General features: G+C 65.8%; 12 protein-coding genes and 1 pseudogene. 7 read left to right on the top strand and 6 right to left on the bottom strand.

Annotated elements, in window-relative coordinates:
- Window positions 1–18 precede the first annotated feature (18 nt).
- The 4 genes and pseudogenes from PU724_RS10960 to hmuQ all read left to right on the top strand — a co-directional run bounded on the left by PU724_RS10960 (window position 19) and on the right by hmuQ (window position 4,149).
- A complete protein-coding gene (locus PU724_RS10960; RefSeq protein WP_426213180.1) occupies window positions 19–2,238 on the top strand; it encodes a TonB-dependent hemoglobin/transferrin/lactoferrin family receptor in 2,220 nt (739 codons plus the stop codon).
- Window positions 2,239–2,243: 5 nt separating this feature from the next.
- Window positions 2,244–2,684: a hypothetical protein gene (locus PU724_RS10955; protein ID WP_354422338.1), complete on the top strand. Its 441-nt coding sequence runs from the start codon at window positions 2,244–2,246 to the stop codon at window positions 2,682–2,684.
- Between the two features lie 52 nt (window positions 2,685–2,736).
- Window positions 2,737–3,789 carry an energy transducer TonB family protein gene (locus tag PU724_RS10950; protein WP_354422340.1) on the top strand — a complete coding sequence of 351 codons (1,053 nt, stop codon included), beginning with the start codon at window positions 2,737–2,739 and terminating at the stop codon, window positions 3,787–3,789.
- Between the two features lie 44 nt (window positions 3,790–3,833).
- A pseudogene (gene hmuQ / locus PU724_RS10945) lies at window positions 3,834–4,149 on the top strand (heme-degrading protein HmuQ).
- A 175-nt stretch (window positions 4,150–4,324) separates the two neighbouring features.
- On the opposite strand, the gene putA reads toward hmuQ, so the two are convergent.
- Complete coding sequence (gene putA / locus PU724_RS10940) at window positions 4,325–7,936, bottom strand: bifunctional proline dehydrogenase/L-glutamate gamma-semialdehyde dehydrogenase PutA (protein ID WP_354422342.1); 3,612 nt, start codon at window positions 7,934–7,936, stop codon at window positions 4,325–4,327.
- Between the two features lie 163 nt (window positions 7,937–8,099).
- Here putA and PU724_RS10935 point away from each other — a divergent pair, with 163 nt between their 5' ends.
- Window positions 8,100–8,552, top strand: coding sequence for an Lrp/AsnC family transcriptional regulator (locus PU724_RS10935; protein WP_127285682.1), 453 nt, complete (start codon window positions 8,100–8,102; stop codon window positions 8,550–8,552).
- A gap of 1 nt (window position 8,553) precedes the next feature.
- Here PU724_RS10935 and PU724_RS10930 read toward each other — a convergent pair whose 3' ends face one another.
- Window positions 8,554–9,762 carry a cytochrome-c peroxidase gene (locus tag PU724_RS10930; RefSeq protein ID WP_127285678.1) on the bottom strand — a complete coding sequence of 403 codons (1,209 nt, stop codon included), beginning with the start codon at window positions 9,760–9,762 and terminating at the stop codon, window positions 8,554–8,556.
- 7 nt (window positions 9,763–9,769) lie between these two features.
- Window positions 9,770–10,213 carry a FixH family protein gene (locus tag PU724_RS10925; RefSeq protein ID WP_426213205.1) on the bottom strand — a complete coding sequence of 148 codons (444 nt, stop codon included), beginning with the start codon at window positions 10,211–10,213 and terminating at the stop codon, window positions 9,770–9,772.
- A gap of 208 nt (window positions 10,214–10,421) precedes the next feature.
- Here PU724_RS10925 and PU724_RS10920 point away from each other — a divergent pair, with 208 nt between their 5' ends.
- Window positions 10,422–11,342 carry a sugar kinase gene (locus tag PU724_RS10920; protein WP_354422346.1) on the top strand — a complete coding sequence of 307 codons (921 nt, stop codon included), beginning with the start codon at window positions 10,422–10,424 and terminating at the stop codon, window positions 11,340–11,342.
- 168 nt (window positions 11,343–11,510) lie between these two features.
- Here PU724_RS10920 and PU724_RS10915 read toward each other — a convergent pair whose 3' ends face one another.
- From PU724_RS10915 to PU724_RS10905, 3 genes are all read right to left on the bottom strand, one after another.
- Window positions 11,511–12,539 (bottom strand): aldose epimerase family protein, encoded by a 1,029-nt coding sequence (locus PU724_RS10915; protein WP_292347790.1) that lies wholly within the window; start codon window positions 12,537–12,539, stop codon window positions 11,511–11,513.
- A gap of 98 nt (window positions 12,540–12,637) precedes the next feature.
- A complete protein-coding gene (locus tag PU724_RS10910; protein ID WP_126088724.1) occupies window positions 12,638–14,095 on the bottom strand; it encodes an NAD-dependent succinate-semialdehyde dehydrogenase in 1,458 nt (485 codons plus the stop codon).
- Between the two features lie 173 nt (window positions 14,096–14,268).
- Window positions 14,269–15,219 (bottom strand): AEC family transporter, encoded by a 951-nt coding sequence (locus tag PU724_RS10905; RefSeq protein WP_354422349.1) that lies wholly within the window; start codon window positions 15,217–15,219, stop codon window positions 14,269–14,271.
- A gap of 144 nt (window positions 15,220–15,363) precedes the next feature.
- On the opposite strand from PU724_RS10905, the gene PU724_RS10900 reads away from it, so the two are divergent.
- Entirely contained in the window at window positions 15,364–18,375 is a 3,012-nt protein-coding gene (locus PU724_RS10900; protein ID WP_354422351.1) for a caspase family protein, read from the top strand.
- Window positions 18,376–18,398: the final 23 nt, after the last annotated feature.

The following is an 18,398-nucleotide window of genomic DNA, read 5'->3' as shown; positions in this document are numbered from 1 at the left end:
GGAATCTGGAGTTGGGGCATGGGGTTGGCGAATTGGCAAAGGCTGGGTCTGGCGTATGAGAACGCGGGCTCGGCGCAACGGTCTATGGCAAGGGGAATGGCCGCGCTTCTGGCCGGCGCGGCGGCGATCGCGATCCTGACCCCGCCGGCAAGCGCTCAGCAGGCCGCCCAGCCTGCAGGCGACCAGCAGCAGGCCGATCCTGCAAAGAAGACGGAAGAGGCGAAGCCGGCCGAGGCGACGCTGCTCGACAAGATCCTGGTCCTCAGCCGCACCGGCGAGACGGCGATCCAGTCGCTCGCCTCGGCCAGCCATGTCGACCGAGAGCAGCTCGACCGCCGCATGGCGACGACGCCGAACGAGATGCTGCTCGGCGTGCCGGGGGTGACCGTGCAGGCCGACGCGCGCCGCGTCAGTTCCAGCATCAACATCCGCGGCCTGCAGGATTTCGGCCGCGTCGCGGTCATCATCGATGGCGCCAGGCAGGATTTCCAGCGCTCCGATCATGGCACGCAGTCGACCTTCTACGTCGACCCTGAACTCATCAAATCCGTCGACGTGATCCGCGGTCCGGTCGCCAACACCTACGGCTCCGGCGCGATCGGCGGCGTCGTCTTCTTCGACACCAAGGATGCCGAGGATTTCCTCAAGCCGGAGGAAAGCTGGGCTAGCGCGCTCACCGGCCGTTATGAAAGCAACGGCAAGGGCTGGACCACCAGCGCCACCGGCGCCTACCGCTTCAACGAGAACTGGGATGTGCTCGGCAACATCGTCTACCGCGACTATGACGACTACAAGAATGGCGGCGGCGACACTGTCGCCGGCACCGGCTTCGACGTGCTGAGCGGCCTGCTCAAGACCACGATCCGCCCGACCGAGAATAGCGAGTTGAAACTCGGCTGGGTCGGCTCCAGCGACGGCTGGACGGAGACCAGCAGCGGCGTGCCGGCCAACGATGTCGACCTGAGGTCGAACACTTTCACCGCCCGCTACAACATCACCGACGACGCCAGGAGCTGGCTCGATCTCCACATCAACGCCTCCTACAACAAGACCAACTTGGATCTGACCAGCCTTGTCGCGCAAAATCGGTTCGATCCGGAAACCGGTCTTCCCGTCGTGTTGCCTGCGGGGTCGACCTCGACCTTCGATGTCGGCACAACCGGCATCGATATCTGGAACACGTCGCGCTTCCAGACCGCCGGCGTCGCGCACGAGCTGACCTATGGCGGCGACTGGGTCGGCGACAATGTCGAGACGGGCGGCACCGCCGGCGGCGACAGCTTCTACACGCCGTCCGGCAAGCGCAACGTCTCCGGCGCCTACATCCAGGACAAACTCACCTGGGAATGGCTCGAGGTCATCACCGGCCTGCGTTACGACAGCTACAGCCTGAAGGATTCGGATAACGAGACGTCCGGCGACAGGCTGTCGCCGCGCATCACCGTCGGCGTCTCGCCCTTCGAAAGCGCCAGCCTGTCTGGCCTGCAGTTCTATGGCACCTACGCCGAAGGCTACCGCTCGCCCTCGCTGACGGAGACGCTGATCAGCGGCAACCATCCGGCCGGCGTCAGCTTCCCGTTCCTGCCCAACCCCAACCTGCGGCCCGAAACCGGCAAGACGGTCGAATTCGGCGTCAACTTCAAGCAGAACGACATCTTCGAAGCCGGCGACGCGCTGCGGCTCAAGGCCGCCTATTTCAACAACAATGTCGACGACTACATTGACGGCGTCGTGCTGTCGGCATTCGACCCGACCAGCGGCTGCCCGTTCGGCCCGGGCATCCCGATCTGCTTCCAGTACCAGAACTTCGCCAAGGCCAAGATAAACGGCTTCGAACTGGAAAGTGTCTACGACGCCGGCTGGGGTTATGCCGGGCTCTCGGCCTCTGTCATCCACGGCCACACCATTTCCTACAAAGGCGTGCGTGCCGACCTTGCCAGCATCCCCTCTTCGCAGGTGACAGCGCAGCTTGGCCTTCGCTTCCTCGAAGACAAGCTGACCGTCGGCGGCGAGGTGCAGTACAACGGCAAGCCCAAAGGCAACTCCGTGGCCAAGGACTATACGCTGGTCAACGCCTTCGCCAGCTACCAGGCGACCGACAATCTCAAGGTCGACTTCCGCGCCGACAACCTGTTCGACGTCAAATACACCAACCCGCTGAACGGCAGCACGACGGCCGTCCTCTACGAACCCGGGATCACGCTGAAGCTGGCGGCGACCATGCGCTTTGGAGGCTGACGATCATGACGAGCATAGCGGCTTCCCTTCGTCTGCTGGCCTCGACGCTGGCGATGTCGCTTGCGGCGGCGCCGGCGTGGGCCCAGTCCGCGTCGGCCCCTCAACTCAGCCTCGAGCTTAATGCCGCGCAGCCCTCCGATAAGGGCTGCCGGCTGACCTTCGTGGTCAACAACGCGCTCGGCGCCGACCTGTCGAAGGCCGCCTTCGAGATCGCTCTGTTCAACGAGGCCGGCGTCGTCGACCGCTTGACCGTGCTTGACTTCAAGGACCTGCCAGCGGGCAAGACCAAGGTGACGCGCTTCGATCTTGCCGGCACCGACTGCGCCAAGGTCAGCCGCGTGCTGATCAACAGCGCGGCCGAATGCGCTGGCGCTGGCGTCAAGCCGGCCGGCTGCATGCGCGGCCTGAAGACCTCGACCAAGACCGGCGTCGCTTTCGGAGTCTGACGCAGCGGTGGGCATGGAGCCGTCACTCGCGCGAGACGCCCTTGCCTGGCCTATGGCCGGCATCGGCTTCGCGCCGCTCGCGGCAAGCGATCTTGATTTGACAATGCCGGACTGGTCGCGGCAGCTTCCGTACCGCGCCATGCAGGACATCAGTGAAATTTCCGACCTCAGCAGCGAGTTGACGGCAACACCAGGCGAGCCGCTTGCGGGCGCGCGGCCGCCGGAAAGGAACCTCAATTGGATCGCGACGATCGGCGCGTCCGGCACCCTTCACGCGGCGCTGGCGGCGGCCTTGATGATTGCGCCGGCGACAACCCTTAGTTTTCAGGACGCCATGCAGGCGGAGGGCGCCGATCAATCAGGCGCCAACGTCGTCGGCAGCGCCTCGGATGGACAAATGCCGGGCGCGGTCAATGTCGCGCTGGTGCCAACCCCGAAACCACCGACGACGCCGGCAGTGAAGCCGGCGCCAACTCCTGCTCCCCAGGCACAACGAGAGTCGGCAGCGCCAGCACCTGCGAAGGAAACCGTCGAAAAGCCAGACCCGGCACCTGACATTTTGATCGCCGGAACGCCGCGAGACAACCTGCACAGTCCGGCGCAGGCGGATGAGCAGCCGGTGACTTCCGCGATCCAGGACGAAAGCTCCGAGCCTGAACCGGCTTTTTCCGGGCAGCCGCCCGTCCCGACCCCGAGGCCGAGCCCTGCCGACGGTTCGGGCGCTGCAAGCAAGATGGCCGACGCGCGCGGCACGGCGGACGGGCAAGAGATCAAGGCGTCGATCGCCAGCAAGGGCAGGGCCAAGGCAGCGAACGGCGAAGCGGCGAGATCGCGCTACAGTGGCGAGATCGCCAGCAAGCTGGCGAAGGCCAATCGTCTTGTTTCAAAGTCGGCGCAGGCCAAGGCTCTCAACAATGCCACGGTGAGCTTTGTGGTGTTGGCGAATGGCCGCGTCACGGACCTTGAGCTCGCCAAAAGTTCAGGTTCACCCGAACTCGATCAGTTCGCGTTGAACCTGGTGCGCCAGCAGTCACCCTTCCCTCCCATTCCGCCGGAGATCGGAATTTCGAGCTGGCGGTTCAGAGCCCCAATCGGTCCGTATTGATCGGCTTCGAAACCACCCACCATACATCGCCAAAGGAATAGCCAATGTACATCGCCATGAACCGCTTCAAGGTCCAGAACGGCTCGGAAGGCGCCTTCGAGGATGTCTGGAAGAACCGCGATTCCAGCCTCTCCGACATGAAAGGCTTCAGGGAATTCCACCTGCTGCGCGGTCCGGTCAACGAGACCGAGGGCTACACGCTGTTCGCCTCGCACACGGTTTGGGCCAGCCACGAGGATATTCGTCGCCTGGACGAAATCGGAAAACTTCCGCGCCGCCCATCGTAACGCCGGCACCTCGAAGGTGCACTATCTTGGTCACCCCCAGTTCAAGGGGTTCTCGGTTGTCGAGGGGGCGTAGCCGCTGGCGCGCGGTCAATCTCGGTTGACGGTAGGGGTGTGTCGAGATTCAGGTCAGGCCGAGTTGAAAATGGTGGCTTCCGAGAACCGGAGCGGAGCGTACTTGAAGCACGTGAGCACCGGAAGCGCAGGAAGCCGCCATTTGCAGGCCGGCCTCACCTGAATATCAACACACCCTAGGCAGCAGCCAGCAGGCTGGCGTTTCCGCCCGCCGCCGTGGTGTCCACGCAGACGGCGCGCTCATGCGCGTAGGCCGCCGGGTTGAGCACCTCGCTGACCAACGGCACGATCGGGCCGCCGCGCTCGGCGATGACCTTGCGCACGACGCGTGCCGCCTCCGGTGTGCCGGAGAAGGCGACGACGTCGACGCGCAGCGCGCGCGCCTCGACCGGGTCGGGCCTTCCGTCTATGGCCGCGATCGGCAGGCCCTTGCCGGTCAGCGCCGACAGCGCCGCCGGCGCGCCCGGCGCCACCGCGAGCACGGCGTTGCCGGCGGCGAGCGCCTGGATCGCCTGCGCCAGCAGCGTGTCGGTATCCGGTCCAAGGCAGAGCACGCGACCGCGCGGCGCCAGCGACAGCGTGTTGGCCTCCCCCGTCGGGCCCGGCAGGTCGACCTGACCAAAATCGATACTTGCCGCCGCGCCGATGGCCGCCGCGCCCTTGCCGCGCAGATGCTTCCGCAGGATCGCCACGCGGTCGGGCCGCGTCGACCAGCCGCCGAGCGTCGGATCGGGCAGATTGTCGGCAAGTTCGGTTGCCGTCACCTTGTGGCCCTCGGCGACATGCGTGCCCGCCTCCGGCCCCTTGCGGAAGCGCCGCAGGTAATGCGGCCCGCCGGCCTTCGGTCCCGTGCCCGAAAGCCCCTCGCCGCCGAACGGCTGCGACCCGACCACGGCACCGATCTGGTTGCGGTTGACATAGATGTTGCCGGCATGGATGCCGTCGACGAAATGCTGGACGCGCCCTTCGATGCGCGTGTGCAGGCCGAAGGTCAGGCCATAGCCCTTGCGGTTGATGGCGGCGATGACGGTGTCGATCTCGTCGGCGTCGAAGCTGGCGACATGCAGCACCGGGCCGAACACCTCGCGCTCCATCTCCTCGATGCCCTTGACGCGGAAGACATGCGGCGCGACGAAGCGGCCGCTCTTCGGCGCCTCGAGCTTGGCAATCAGCCGACCCTGCAGGCCCATCTTGGTGCAATAGTCGCGGATCGACGCTTGCGCCTCGTCGTCGATGACCGGGCCGACATCGGTCGAGATCAGCCAGGGATCGCCGAGGTGGAGCGCCTCCATCGCGCCCTTCAGCATCTCCAGCATCTTCTTCTCGACGTCCTTCTGCACGTAGAGCACGCGCAGCGCCGAGCAGCGCTGGCCGGCGCTCTGGAAGGCGGAGGCGAGGATGTCGCGCACCGCCTGCTCGGGCAGCGCGGTGGAATCGACGATCATGGCGTTGAGCCCGCCGGTCTCGGCGATCAGCATGGCGTCGGGCGCGGCGGTCTCGGCCAGTTGCTTCTCGATCAGCTTGGCGACCTCGGTCGAGCCGGTGAAGCAGACGCCGGCGATACGCGGGTCGGCCGTCAGCGGCGCGCCGACCGAGGGACCATCGCCGGGCAGAAGCTGGATGATGTCTTCCGGCACGCCCGCCTCGCGCAGCATCTCGACGGCGCGGAAGGCGATCAGCGGCGTCTGTTCTGCCGGCTTGGCTATGACCGAATTGCCGGTGACGAGGGCTGCCGCGATCTGGCCGGTGAAGATGGCGAGCGGGAAATTCCACGGCGAGATGCAGACGATCGCGCCGCGCGCCTCGGTGCCCGTTTCCGCATTGGCGGCCTCGGCGGCGTAGTAGCGCAGGAAATCGACCGCCTCGCGCACCTCGGCGACGCCGTCGGCCAGCGACTTGCCGGCCTCGCGGGTGGCGAGCGCAAAGAACTCGGCCGCGTTGGCCTCATAGAGGTCGGCGGCGCGGTTCAGGATCGCCGCGCGCTCGGCGACCGGGCGCTTGGCCCAGGCCGGCTGCGCTTCGACGGCGATGCGCACGGCAGTGGCGACCTGCTTGGCGGCCGCCTCGTGGATGGTGCCGACAACCTCGTCGGGCTTCGCCGGATTGACCACCGGGCGTTCCTTGCCGTAGCCGGCGGCGCGCGTGATCGGCTTGGCGTGCCAGCGGTTCGATCCGGCGAACTCGGCCTTGGCCTTGTCGATCGCCGCCAGCGTCACCGGATCCGTGATGTCGACGCCCCTGGAATTGCGGCGCCCGGCGCCGAAGATCCCGGCGGGACGGGCGATCGCCGGATTGGCGGCGGGCCCCTGCGTCTCGACCGTTTCCAGCGGGTCGCGGGCGATGTCTTCCGGCTCGACCTCCTCGTCGGTGAGCTGGTGCACGAAGGACGAGTTGGCGCCGTTTTCCAGCAGACGGCGCACCAGATAGGCGAGCAGGTCGGAATGGGCGCCGACCGGCGCATAGATGCGGCAGCGCGCACCTTCGGCCTGGCGCACGGTCTCGTGCAGCGCCTCGCCCATGCCGTGCAGGCGCTGGAACTCGAAGGAATCGCGATCCTTGGCCATCGACAGGATGGCGGCAACCGTATGGGCGTTGTGGGTGGCGAACTGCGGATAGATGCGGTCGGTCATCGACAGCAGCTTCTTCGCGCAGGCCATGTAGGAGACGTCAGTGTTGACCTTGCGGGTGAAGACCGGATAGCCGGCGAGCCCCAGCGTCTGCGCCCGCTTGATCTCGGTGTCCCAATAGGCGCCCTTGACCAGCCGCACCATGATGGTGCGGTCGTACTTTTTGGCCAGCTGGTAGAGCCAGTCGATGACGAAGGCCGCGCGTGGCCCATACGCTTGCACCACCACGCCGAAACCGTTCCAGCCGGCAAGCTCCGGCTCGGCCAGCACGCGCTCGATGACGTCGAGCGAGAGATCGAGGCGGTCCGCCTCCTCGGCGTCGATGTTGAGCCCCATGCGCGAATGCCGCGCCGCCAGCGCCAGCGACAGCAGCCGCTCGGCCATCACCGGCAGCATCGTCTCCCTCTGCGCCACTTCGTAGCGCGGATGCAGCGCCGAAAGCTTGACCGAAATGCCGTGGTTGTTGCGGATGTCCGGCCCGTTGGAACCGGAATCGAGTGAGGAGATCGCGTCGGCATAGGCCTTGTGGTAGCGCAGCGCGTCGGCCTCGGTGCGGGCCGCCTCACCCAGCATGTCGAAGGAATAGAGATAGCCCTTCTGCGTCATCGGCCGGCCACGCTTGACGGCCTCGGCGATGGTGCGGCCGAGCACGAACTGCTCGCCCATCTCGCGCATGGCGGCCGCCACCGCCTTGCGGATCACGGGTTCGCCCAGCCGGCGCACCATGGCGCGCAGCGTGCCCTCGATGCCGCCCTCGCCCTCGTCCAGCACGCGCCCGGTCAGCATCAGCGCCCAGGTCGAGGCATTGACGAAGATCGAGCTCGAGCCGCCCGAATGCGCCGACCAGTCGTGCGGCGCGATCTTGTCGGCGATGAGATCGTCCATCGTCTCGGTGTCGGGCACGCGCAGCAGCGCCTCGGCCAGGCACATCAGCGCGACACCTTCCTTGGTCGACAGGCCGTAGGCGGAGAGGAAAACCTCCATCAGCCTCGGATCGGTCGAGCCGCGCACCGCGCGCACCAGATCGGCCGCGCGGGCCGAGATCGCCTTGCGGTCATCCGCCGAAAGCCCCGCGCCATCGGCGAGCCGCTTCACCGCGGCGTCTTCGTCGGGCAAATAGTTGGCGCGGATCTGCTGGCGGATGGCATCGAGCGCGGGCATGGCTGTCCTATCGAGCGAGCTTGAGGGAGCGGGCCGGCGGTCACCGGACCGAATGGCGCAAGCTAGCACAATTGCCGTTTTCAGTCGGTCTAAAGAAATCGACATGCCGGTTCGATTGGACTATGATTTGCGCAGTATTCTCGCCAATTCGATTGCCAATTCGATGACAGAAGACCAATTGGACCGCATCGACCGCAACATCCTGTCGGCGCTGGCGCGCGACGGGCGGCTTTCCATGTCTGAGCTGGCCGGCAAGGTCGGCCTGTCGAAGACGCCGGTGCAGGCGCGCGTCAAGCGCCTGGAGAAGGACGGTTACATCAGGGGTTACCAGGCGATCATCGATCGCGAGCGCATGGGAGAAGGCCACGTCGCGTTCGTCCAGGTGAAATTGTCGGACACCCGCTCGGCCGCGCTCGACGCCTTCAATCGATCCGTGCAGGCAGTCCCCGAGATCGAGCAATGCCACATGATGGCGTCGAGCTTCGACTATCTGTTGAAGGTCCGCACCACCGACATCGCCGCCTATCGTCGGGTGCTGGGCGAGCGCATTTCGGCTCTCCCGCATGTTGCCCAGACTTCCACCTTCGTGGCGATGGAGACGGTCAAGGACCGCTAGCTCATTCCGACAGCGTCTTCAGGAACGCCACCAGCGCCGCGCGCTCGCGGTCGGAAAGCTCGACCGGGTGGACCTCGGAAACACCTTCGACGCTCGCCGGCGCCTTCGAATAGTGCTCGACCACCTCTTCGAGCGACGAGAACTGGCCGGCATGCATGTAGGGCGCGCGGGCAGCGGCCCCTCGGAGCGACGGCGTCTTGTAGGCGCGCACCAGGTCCGGCCCGCCCTTCACCATGAAGCGCAGCTCGCGGCACGCGTTGTCGTCGCCGTCGCGGAACTTGCCTAAGCAGTTGAACGGGTCGGCCTCGACCTGCACTACGGCATCGATGCGGCCGCGATCCGGCGGCAGGTCCTTGACCGGCGGCACGCCGGTGTTGTGGAAAGAGTTGTCGGTGAAACGCGGACCATTGTGGCAGGTCACGCAATTGGCCTTGCCGATGAACAGCTTCAGACCAAGCATCTCCTCGGGCGACAAGGCGTCGTCCCCCTGTGGCTCGGCGCCAGATGCCAGATCGATGGCGAAACGGTCGAAGCGCGTCTGCGGCGGCTCGATCGACCGCTCGAAAGCGCCGATCGCCTTGCCGATATTGGCAAAGACGCGGTTGACGTCCTCGGCCTGGCTGACGGGCATGGCGGCCCAGGCCGCCTTCTCGGCATCCGTGCCGAGCGGGCTGGCATTGGCGGGCACGGTGGAGAGATCGGGCAGCGGCCCGAAGATGCGCTCGTAGCGCTCGCCGAAGCGTTTCTTGATGTAATGCGCGAAGGCGGCGCGGTTTCCGCCATGCTCGAGCGGGTTTTCGAGCGGCGTCAACGCCTGCGCCCACAGGCTGTCGCGCCGCCCGTCCCAGAAGAACCAGGGATCGCGCGCCACGCCGGCCAGCGGCATGGTGCGCCGGTTGGTGCGGCCGATGCCGACCGCTTGCGGCAGGTCGTCCTGGAACTGGCGGTCGATCTTGTGGCAGGTCGAACAGGACACGTTGCCGTCGCGGCTCATGCCCTGGTCGAAGAACAGCGTCGAGCCTAGGGCCGCGGCCGCCGGCACCTCGGCGAAGCGATTGGTGGTGTCGGGCTTCAGCGGCGGTAGCGTGTTCAGCGCCAGCGAGGCGATGACTTTCTTCTCGGCATCGGAAAACTGCGGCTTGCCGCAGCCGGCAAGCAACGCCATGGCGACCAGTGCGACGAGAGGCAGGACCAGCAGGAGGCGCCTCATCGACCGCTCACAGCACGATGTTGAAGACGACCGTATCGGACCCGGCCGCCGCGGAAATGGCAAAGCGCAGCTGCCACCAGCCGCTCATCGTGAATTTCAGCCCATCGATGCGATAGCGCCCTTCGCCCAGATAGTCGGTCGCCTGCGGGCTGGTCGGCAGGCCGTGATTGTGCTGCGGCATGCCGCCGGAAACAGCAATCGCCGCTCCCTCCACCGGATCGCCCTTGACTGTCTTCAGCGTCAGCTGCCAAGACTGCAATTCGCCTTGCCGGACCCCGCCCCGCTCCGGCTGGAAACTGGCGACGAACAGCCCGTTTGCCGTCGTCTTCGAGCGCGACGTGTCGGGGCCCGGCGTCGTTTGCGGAGCGGTCAGGTACACGATCGCAAGAACGCCAGCCAGCAAGGCGGCCAGACCAAGACCCGCGAGAAGATAGCGCCATAGGGATGCCAAACCGGTTCCTTCTCCAAAGACAACGTTCCAGCGGACGCATCGCATCCCGCCGCGACTGTGGGAAACCGCTTCTGACGCAAAAATCCGCAGCCGCCAAGCATGGCGTTGCCGGTCGCAAAAAGCTACAGCAGCACCTCGTTGGTTTGTGCATGTCGTCATCCCCAAAACGCTAGACACTTTTGCGCGACATGCACCGGGAGACAGATAGATGGCTGCAAATGGCGTCGCCTCGATCGGCGAGTGCATGCTCGAACTGTCGGGCCAGGCGGGACCGAACTGGCGCATGGGCTTTGCCGGCGACACGTTCAACATGCTGTGGGCGCTGCATGCGCTGAGCGGCGAGCGGCCGGCGACTTATGTCTCGGCCTTCGGCGACGACCCGTTCTCGCAAGGGCAGATCGCCTTCTTCGCCGAAAACGGCATCGGCATCGGCCAAAGCCCTGTCATTCCCGGCGCCCGGCCAGGCCTTTACGCCATCACGCTGACCGGCGCCGAACGCGCCTTCACCTACTGGCGCGCCGACGCCGCCGCCAGGCAACTGGCTTCGGATCCGGACGCACTGGCCAAAAACCTTGAAAACCAGGCACTTGTCTATTTTTCCGGAATCACTTTGGGAATTCTGGAGGACGCCGGACGCCAGACATTGCTGAAGGCGGTGGCCAAGGCGCGCACGGCTGGTTCGCTCGTCGCCTTCGATCCCAACTACCGGCCGCGGCTGTGGCGCAGCCGCGAGGAGGCGCAGGCGGCAACCAGCGAAGCGTTGGCTGTAACCGATATCGCGCTGCCAACCTTTCCCGACGAGCAGATGCTGTTTGGCGACGCGACACCGCAGGCGACTGCCGACCGGCTTGGCCGATTGGTCGGCGAAATCGTCGTCAAGAATGGCGAGGACGCGGCGCTGATCGCCGTCGACGGCGCCTGCCAGTTGGTACCGGCCGTGCATGTCGCCACCCCGGTCGATACCACCGGCGCCGGCGATTCCTTCAACGGCGGCTACCTCGCCGCCCGGCTTGCCGGCCATGGCCCGGCTGAGGCAGCCGAGCGTGCGCACCGCGTCGCCGCCGCGGTCGTACAGGTGCGCGGCGCGCTGGCGCCGTTCGAAACGCTGAGAGCGGCGTTCGGCAACTAGCTAAGGTGTATTGAGATTCAGGTAGGCCGAGTCGGTGTCGAAGACGGGCGCGAAGCGACCAAAACGGTTGTTTTCGAGAACCGGAGCGGAGCGTACTTCAGTACGTGAGCACCGGAAGCGCAGAAACCAGCGTTCGCAGGCCGGCTTCACCTGAATATCAACACACCTTCAAGGCAGTCGGAACCGGTACTCGGTGACCTGATGGTAGATCTGCCCCGGCCACAGCGTGGCCTGCGGGAAATACGGCCGGTTCGGCGCGTCGGGCCAAACCTGCGCCTCCAGGCAGAGACCCGAAAAGGCCTTGTACTGGCGTCCGTCCAGGCCTGCCGAGGACGGCTGCAGGTACTGGCCGGTATAGAGCTGCAGGCCGGGCTCGGTGGTCCAGACTTCCATTTCGACGCCCGATGAAGCGCCTTGCGCCCAGGCAGCCTGCCGCAACGGTCCGCGAGCCGAGGCCAGGCAGAAATTGAGATCATAGGGAAGCTGCTCGCCCTCGCTCTCCATGCGCAACGGACGCGCCTGGCGGAAGTCAAAGGGCGTGCCGTCGACCGGCTTGACCACGCCTGTCGGGATCATCTCGCCGTCGACCGGCGTGTAGGCGCCGGCGTTCAGCATCAGCCGATGGTCAAGGATATCGCCGGCGCCGCCGTCGTCGAGGTTGAAATAGGAGTGCTGCGCGAGATTGCACAGCGTCGGCTCCTCGGAGGTCGTGGCGGTCAGTTCGACGCTGAGCGTGCCGGGAATCTTGAGCCGGTAGGTGCAGGTCACGTCGAGCGCGCCGGGAAAGCCCATCGTGCCGTCCGGGTCATGCAAGGTCAGCGTCACGAAATCCCGGCCATGCAGCGAAACCGTCCACGGCCGGTGGAAATAGCCCTGCGAGCCGCCATGCAGCGTGTGTTTGTCGAGGAAGTTTCGTTCCGTCTGGTAGCGCTTGCCGGCGATGGTGAAACGGCCGTCGCCAATGCGGTTGGCAAAGCGGCCGACGACGGCGCCGAAGAAGGCGCGGTCCGTCTCATACGGCTCGAAACGGTCGTAGCCCAGCACCAGCGGCGCGTCGTGGCCGGCGAGCCGCAGGTCCTGGATGATCGCGCCAAGCCCGATGATGTTGGCGGAGAGGCCGCCGCCACGAATGGTGAAACGGCGCACGGGTTCGCCCGCCTGCGTCGTGCCGAAGACCTCGCCGTCCTTCATCGTCATGCCCGAAAGTCAGTTCGTTGATCTATTGACCCGGCCGGTCCCGACCGGGTTTGCAATACAAGAAAGGCAGGCTTTGCGCCTGTCCTTCCGCTTGGTTGTCAGAGGCCGAGGCCGCCGATGCAGACATATTTGGTGTCGAGATAGTCCTCGATCCCCTGATGTCCGCCTTCCTTGCCGAGGCCGGACTCCTTGACGCCGCCGAAGGGCGCTTCCGGCGTGGTGATCAGGCCTTCATTGACGCCGACCATGCCGTATTTCAGCCCTTCCATGACCCGGAAGGCGCGGCCGAGATCGCCAGTGTAGAAATAGCAGGCAAGGCCGAATTCGGTGTCGTTGGCGAGCGCGATCGCCTCTTCCTCGGTGTCGAACTTGAACACCGGAGCGACCGGGCCGAAGATCTCTTCCTTCATGAAGCGCATCTTCGGCGTCGCGTCGGCGATCACCGTCGGCTGGAAGAAAGAACCGCCAAGCGCGTGCCGCTTGCCGCCGGCCACAACCTTGCCGCCCTTCGACGTCGCGTCGGCGATCAGCTCCTCGACCTTCTCGACCGCCTTGTCGTCGATCAGCGGCCCCTGCTGCACGCCCTCTTCGAGACCGGACCCGACCTTCAGATTGTTGCTGGCGACGACCAGCTTGTCGACGAACTTGTCATAGACGCCGGCCTGCACCAGGAAGCGGTTGGTGCACACGCAGGTCTGGCCCGAATTGCGGTACTTGGCGGTGATGGCGCCGGCCACGGCGCGGTCGATGTCGGCGTCGTCGAAGACGATGAACGGCGCATTGCCGCCGAGCTCCATCGACACTTTCTTGACCGTCACCGACGACTTCTGGATGAGAAGTTTACCGATCTCGGTCGAGCCGGTGAAGGTGATCTTCTTGACCAGCGGATTGGCGCAGATCTCGTCGCCGATCTCGGCCGCCGAACCGGTCAGGATGTTGATGACGCCCTTGGGGAAGCCGACTTCCTCGGCGAGCGCGCCCCAGGCGAGGCCGGAATACGGCGTCTGCGAGGCTGGCTTGACCACGGCGGTGCAGCCGGCGGCCAGCGCCGGCCCGAGCTTGCGGGCGAGCATCGAGGACGGGAAATTCCAAGGAGTGATGGCGGCGATGACGCCGACGGGCTCCTTGGTCACCAGGATGCGGCGGTCGCCCCAGGGCGACGGCACGATGTCGCCATACGTGCGGCGGCCTTCCTCGGCGAACCAAAGAATATAGGCGGCGGCCGAGCCGATCTCGCCCTTCGATTCAAACAGCGACTTGCCCTGCTCGATGGTCAACAACTCGGCGAGCACGTCCTGATTGTCCATCATGGCGTCGTGCAGCTTGCGCAAGAGCTTCGAGCGCTCGAGCGCGGTGGTTTTACGCCAGGACTTGAAGGCTTCCTCGGCGGCCTCGATGGCGCGGCGCGTCTCGGCCTTGCCGGCCTTCGGCACGGTGCCGATCTTCAAGCCCGTGGCGGGGTTGTTGACGTCGACCGTCTGGCCGCTGTCGGCCTGCACCCATTCGCCATTGATGAGATTGGCCTGGCGCATGAAATGGCTGGTTTTCTGAAGCATGGTCTGGCCTCCGTTCGGCGCGCTGATCGGCCGTTTTTCTGGATATTCGTTGGGCGTGCTGTGGCCGCACGCTGGCGCATTGCTCTTACCTAGGGAAAGGCCGGCAAGCAATCGCAAGATGGCATATAGGGGTTAGACCAGCAAAGGCGAGAGTTGGCCGCGCGGCCGCTCCCCTATCCGAAGACGTGGAGAACCACCGTCAGCCAGAAGGACGTGGTCACCACCGCACTCGCCGTCGCGATGGTTATCTGGTTCGACGCCAGCGCCTGGCCGGTGTTGAACTGGACAGCGATCAGGTAGGAATTGATGCCCGAGGGCAGCGCCGCCGCCACCACCGCCACCTTGGCCGTCAGCGGCGGCAGGCCAAGCAGCCAGACCAGGCCAAGCACCAGCCCCGGCAACAGGAACAGTTTCAGCGCCGACAGCGCCAGCGCCGGCCGGATGTTGCCGGAAATGCCGAAGCGGCGCAGGCTGAGCCCCATGGCGAACAGCGCCACCGGCCCGGCGGTATCCGCCAGAGCATCGACCACACGCGAGACGAGCTCCGGCAGCGGCGCGCCGCTCAGGCGGAAGGCAAGTCCGGCGAGTATGCCGATGATCAGCGGATTGAGGAACAGTCGCCTGAGGAAGCTGGTGACGACGCGCAGCGGATGCGCGGGCTCGCCGGCGCCGCGGCCGAACATCTCGAACAGGACGATCGAGGCCATCATCGTGACCGGCAGGTGGACGGAGACCAGCAGCGACAGGACCTCGAAGCCGCTCGGTCCGAATATGCCGAGGATGAAGGGCGCGCCGAGCAGGACGATGTTGGAATAGCCAGACGACACGCCGCCGACGATGCCCGTGCGCGAATCCCTGCCGAAGACCCGAGTGGTGACGAGATGCCCCACCGCCCAGGTGATGGCCACTGCCGTAAAATAGGCGCCCCATAGCGACCACGGCGCCACGCCGTGGAAATCGGACTTCACCATCGTCTGGAACAGAAGCAGCGGCATCGCCACGTTGATGGCGAATTCCGAGATGCCCTCGCCGCTCGCCGGCCTCAGATAGCCGGTGAACCCGGCAAGGTAGCCGAGCGCGACGAGGCTGAAGACGAAAAGGACGGTTTCGGTGAGCGGGGACATTTTTCCCGTGATAGGCGAGCCCCGTTTGCAACGCAATCGCGCCGGCCGAGGAAGGCCTACCCCGCTTCCTGCCCCCGCCCGAATTGATCAAGGTCGGCTGGCAGCGTTATAGAGGCTTGGGATCGTCAGGGGGATACGCGGCGAATGGGTTTGCTCAAAACCCCGAACCATCACCTTTCGGCAAGGGCGTGGCTGACGGTTTTCGTCACCGGCTTGCTCTGTCTCGTCGCGACGCTGGCCAACGGCGCGGAGAACCTCAAGGGCGTCGCTCTCATCGTCGGCCAATCGGCCTACGAGCACATCGCCACCCTGCCAAACCCGGCCAACGACGCCCGCGACATGGCCAAGATGCTGACCGATCTCGGCTTCGATGCCCGCAGCGTCACCGATCGCGATGCCGCGAAACTGAAGCGCGACCTCGAGCGCTTCGTCGAGGACGCCGAGGGCGCCGATGTCGCCTTCATCTATTATTCCGGCCACGGCATCGAGGCCGGCGGCCAGAACTACCTGGTCCCGGTCGATGCCGATATGTCCTCGCTGAAGGATGCCGACAACGCCCTGGTGCCGATCTCCGCCGTCATGGAGGAGCTGAAGAAGACGGTGCCGGTGACGATCATGCTGCTCGATGCCTGCCGCACCAATCCGTTTCCGCCTGACGCTGAGTTGCGCCGCGCGCCGTCCGCCTCGGCCTCGCCGATCGGCGCCGGCGGGCTGGAACCGGTGCGCGGCGCCAAGGCGCTCGGCAGCGCGCCGGCGACGGAAAACCTCGGAACCGTGGTCGGCTTCGCCGCCGAGCCCGGACGCCCGGCGCTCGATGGCGCCGCCGGCGAGAACAGCCCCTATGCGGCGGCGCTGCTGCGCCACCTCGCCGCGATGAAGGGCACCGAATTCGGCTCGGTCATGCGCATGGTGACCGAGGAGGTCTATCTCGACACCAAGGCCAGGCAACGGCCATGGGTCAACGAAAGCCTGCGCCGGCTGCTCTATTTCGGCGTCGCGCCGCCGGAGCCGGCCGGCGATGAGGGGCTGATCACCGGCGAGCGGCGGCAGCTGCTTTTGACCATCGCCGACCTGCCCGATCCGAAGCGCTCGCAAGTGGAACTGGCTTCGCAGCAGGACGGCGTGCCGCTCGACGCGCTCTATGGCGTGCTCAGGGCACTGGGCACGGAGAAGATACCCGAGGACCCAACGGACCTGGAAAAGCTCCTCGATGCCCAGGCCGAGCGGCTGAAGAAGATGCTGTCAGAGCGCGACGCGCTCAGCACCGACGACCCCGAGATCAAGCGCCTCGTAGCCTCGGCCGACAAGGCGATCGGCCAGGGCGCGATAGTCACCGCGCACAAGTTCCTCGACGAAGCGGTGCGCCGGGTCGAGCAGACCCGCGGCGCCGTCGACCAGGCGGAGGAACTGGTCCGGCAGAAGCGCCTCGCCGATGCCGCCATCTATGCCAGGCGAGCCGATGCCTCGGCGCTGGTCTTCGACTACAGCGCCGCCGCCAGTGACTACGGCAAGGCGTTCTCGCTGGTCGAGAAGTGGGACGACAAGCTGCGCTGGAACTACAAGAACCAGGAGGCCGAGGCGCTGAACGCGCATGGCGATGCCACCGGCGACAGGAAGGCGCTCGAGCAGGCGACCGATGCCTATCAGGTCATCCTCGGCTTTATCCCCAATGGCCAACAGAACCGCGACTGGGCGATCACCCGCAACAACATGGCGGTGGTGCTGCAGACCATTGGCGAGCGCGAAACCGACACGGCCAGGCTCGATGAAGCGGCACGGATCTTCCGGGACTCGCTGGTCGTCTTCGAGCGCGAGAAGGACGACCTCAACTGGGCCGCAGCCCAGAACAATCTCGCCAATGTCCTGTTGAAGATCGGCGAACGGGAGAGCGACCCCAAGCGCTTGAACGAAGCGGTTGCCGCCATGCGCGCGACGCTGGAAAAGCGGCCGCGCGACAAGGTTCCGCGCGACTGGGCCGCCTCCCAGAACAATCTCGGCCTGGCGCTTTACGCGCTCTCGGAACGCGAACCCGGCGGCGAGCGCCTCGTTGACGCCGAGGCCGCCTATCGGCTGGCGCTGCAGGAGTACACGCGCGAGAAGGCGCCGGTGCAGTGGGCAATGGTTGAGAACAATCTCGGCAACACGCTGGTGTCGCTGGGCACGCAGCGCAACGATCAGGCGAAGATCACCGAGGCGGCCGCGGCCTTCCGCGCCGCGCTCGAGATCCGCACGCGCGAGACCTTCCCGGTTTCCTGGGCGACCAGCCGGCTCAATCTCGGCAACGCGCTGAGCAGCGCCGCCCGCTTCGATCTCGGCACCGGCGAGCTCGAAGAAGCGGCGACGGCCTATGGCGATGCGCTGACCGTCTTCACCCGCAAGCGTTTCCCGATGGACTGGGCTTCCACCCAGAACAATCTCGGCTCGGTCTACCAGACGCTCGGCCAGCGAGCCCGCGATCCGGCGAGACTGGAGCAGTCGGTTGCCGCCTTCCGGGCGGCGCGGCGCATCTACACCAGGCGCGCCTTTCCGCTCGACTGGGCGATGACCGCCTACAATCTCGGCAACACGCTGCAATTGCTCGGCGGCCTGTCCGACAAGCCGGAACACTACAAGGATGCGGTGACGGCCTATCGGGACGCGTTGCGAGAATACAAGCGCGAGACGACGCCGCGGCAATGGGCGCTGGCCCAGGCCGGCCTCGGCTCGGCGCTGCATTGGCTGAGCATGGCCGAAGGCGATACCACGTCCCTGGCCGAGTCGGTCGCCGCGCGCCGGGCCGCGCTCGAGGTGCTGACCTTGGAAGCGGCACCCCTCGATTGGGCGAACGCGCAGAACGGCATCGGCATGAGCCTGCTTAATCTCGGCACGCTCGAACGCAGCGGCAAATATCTGGACGAGGCCGAAGCGGCCTTCCAGGCGACGCTCAAAGTGTTCACCCGCGACAGCCAACCCCTGCAGTGGGCCTTCGCGCAAAACAACCTCGGCGATGTCCATTGGAACCGCGCCAGCCAGGGCGGAGGCGACGCCGATTATTTGAAAGCGATCGAGTTCTTCGAAAATGCCAAGGAGGGTTTTGTCGAAGCCGGCTACACCATCCCGATCCCGCTCACCGACAAGAAGATCGAGCTGGTGAAGCAGCAACTGGCGAAGAAATAGCCCGAGCTTGTCTTTCAGCCGGC

The sequence above is a fragment of the Mesorhizobium abyssinicae genome (genome assembly GCF_049887195.1).
GTDB lineage: Bacteria > Pseudomonadota > Alphaproteobacteria > Rhizobiales > Rhizobiaceae > Mesorhizobium > Mesorhizobium abyssinicae.
The sequence above is the reverse complement of the archived record's forward strand: the minus strand, read 5'-3'. Positions and strand labels throughout refer to the sequence as shown.

Bases quoted from the DNA above. Each gene is read 5' to 3' on its own strand.
- PU724_RS10910 (WP_126088724.1), bottom strand. From the start codon at position 14,095: ATGCTTCAGAAAACCAGCCATTTCATGCGCCAGGCCAATCTCATCAAT.
- PU724_RS10915 (WP_292347790.1), bottom strand. From the start codon at position 12,539: ATGACGATGAAGGACGGCGAGGTCTTCGGCACGACGCAGGCGGGCGAA.
- PU724_RS10955 (WP_354422338.1), top strand. From the start codon at position 2,244: ATGACGAGCATAGCGGCTTCCCTTCGTCTGCTGGCCTCGACGCTGGCG.
- PU724_RS10960 (WP_426213180.1), top strand. From the start codon at position 19: ATGGGGTTGGCGAATTGGCAAAGGCTGGGTCTGGCGTATGAGAACGCG.
- PU724_RS10900 (WP_354422351.1), top strand. From the start codon at position 15,364: ATGGGTTTGCTCAAAACCCCGAACCATCACCTTTCGGCAAGGGCGTGG.
- PU724_RS10905 (WP_354422349.1), bottom strand. From the start codon at position 15,219: ATGTCCCCGCTCACCGAAACCGTCCTTTTCGTCTTCAGCCTCGTCGCG.
- putA (WP_354422342.1), bottom strand. From the start codon at position 7,936: ATGCCCGCGCTCGATGCCATCCGCCAGCAGATCCGCGCCAACTATTTG.
- PU724_RS10920 (WP_354422346.1), top strand. From the start codon at position 10,422: ATGGCTGCAAATGGCGTCGCCTCGATCGGCGAGTGCATGCTCGAACTG.
- PU724_RS10950 (WP_354422340.1), top strand. From the start codon at position 2,737: ATGGCCGGCATCGGCTTCGCGCCGCTCGCGGCAAGCGATCTTGATTTG.
- PU724_RS10930 (WP_127285678.1), bottom strand. From the start codon at position 9,762: ATGAGGCGCCTCCTGCTGGTCCTGCCTCTCGTCGCACTGGTCGCCATG.
- PU724_RS10935 (WP_127285682.1), top strand. From the start codon at position 8,100: ATGACAGAAGACCAATTGGACCGCATCGACCGCAACATCCTGTCGGCG.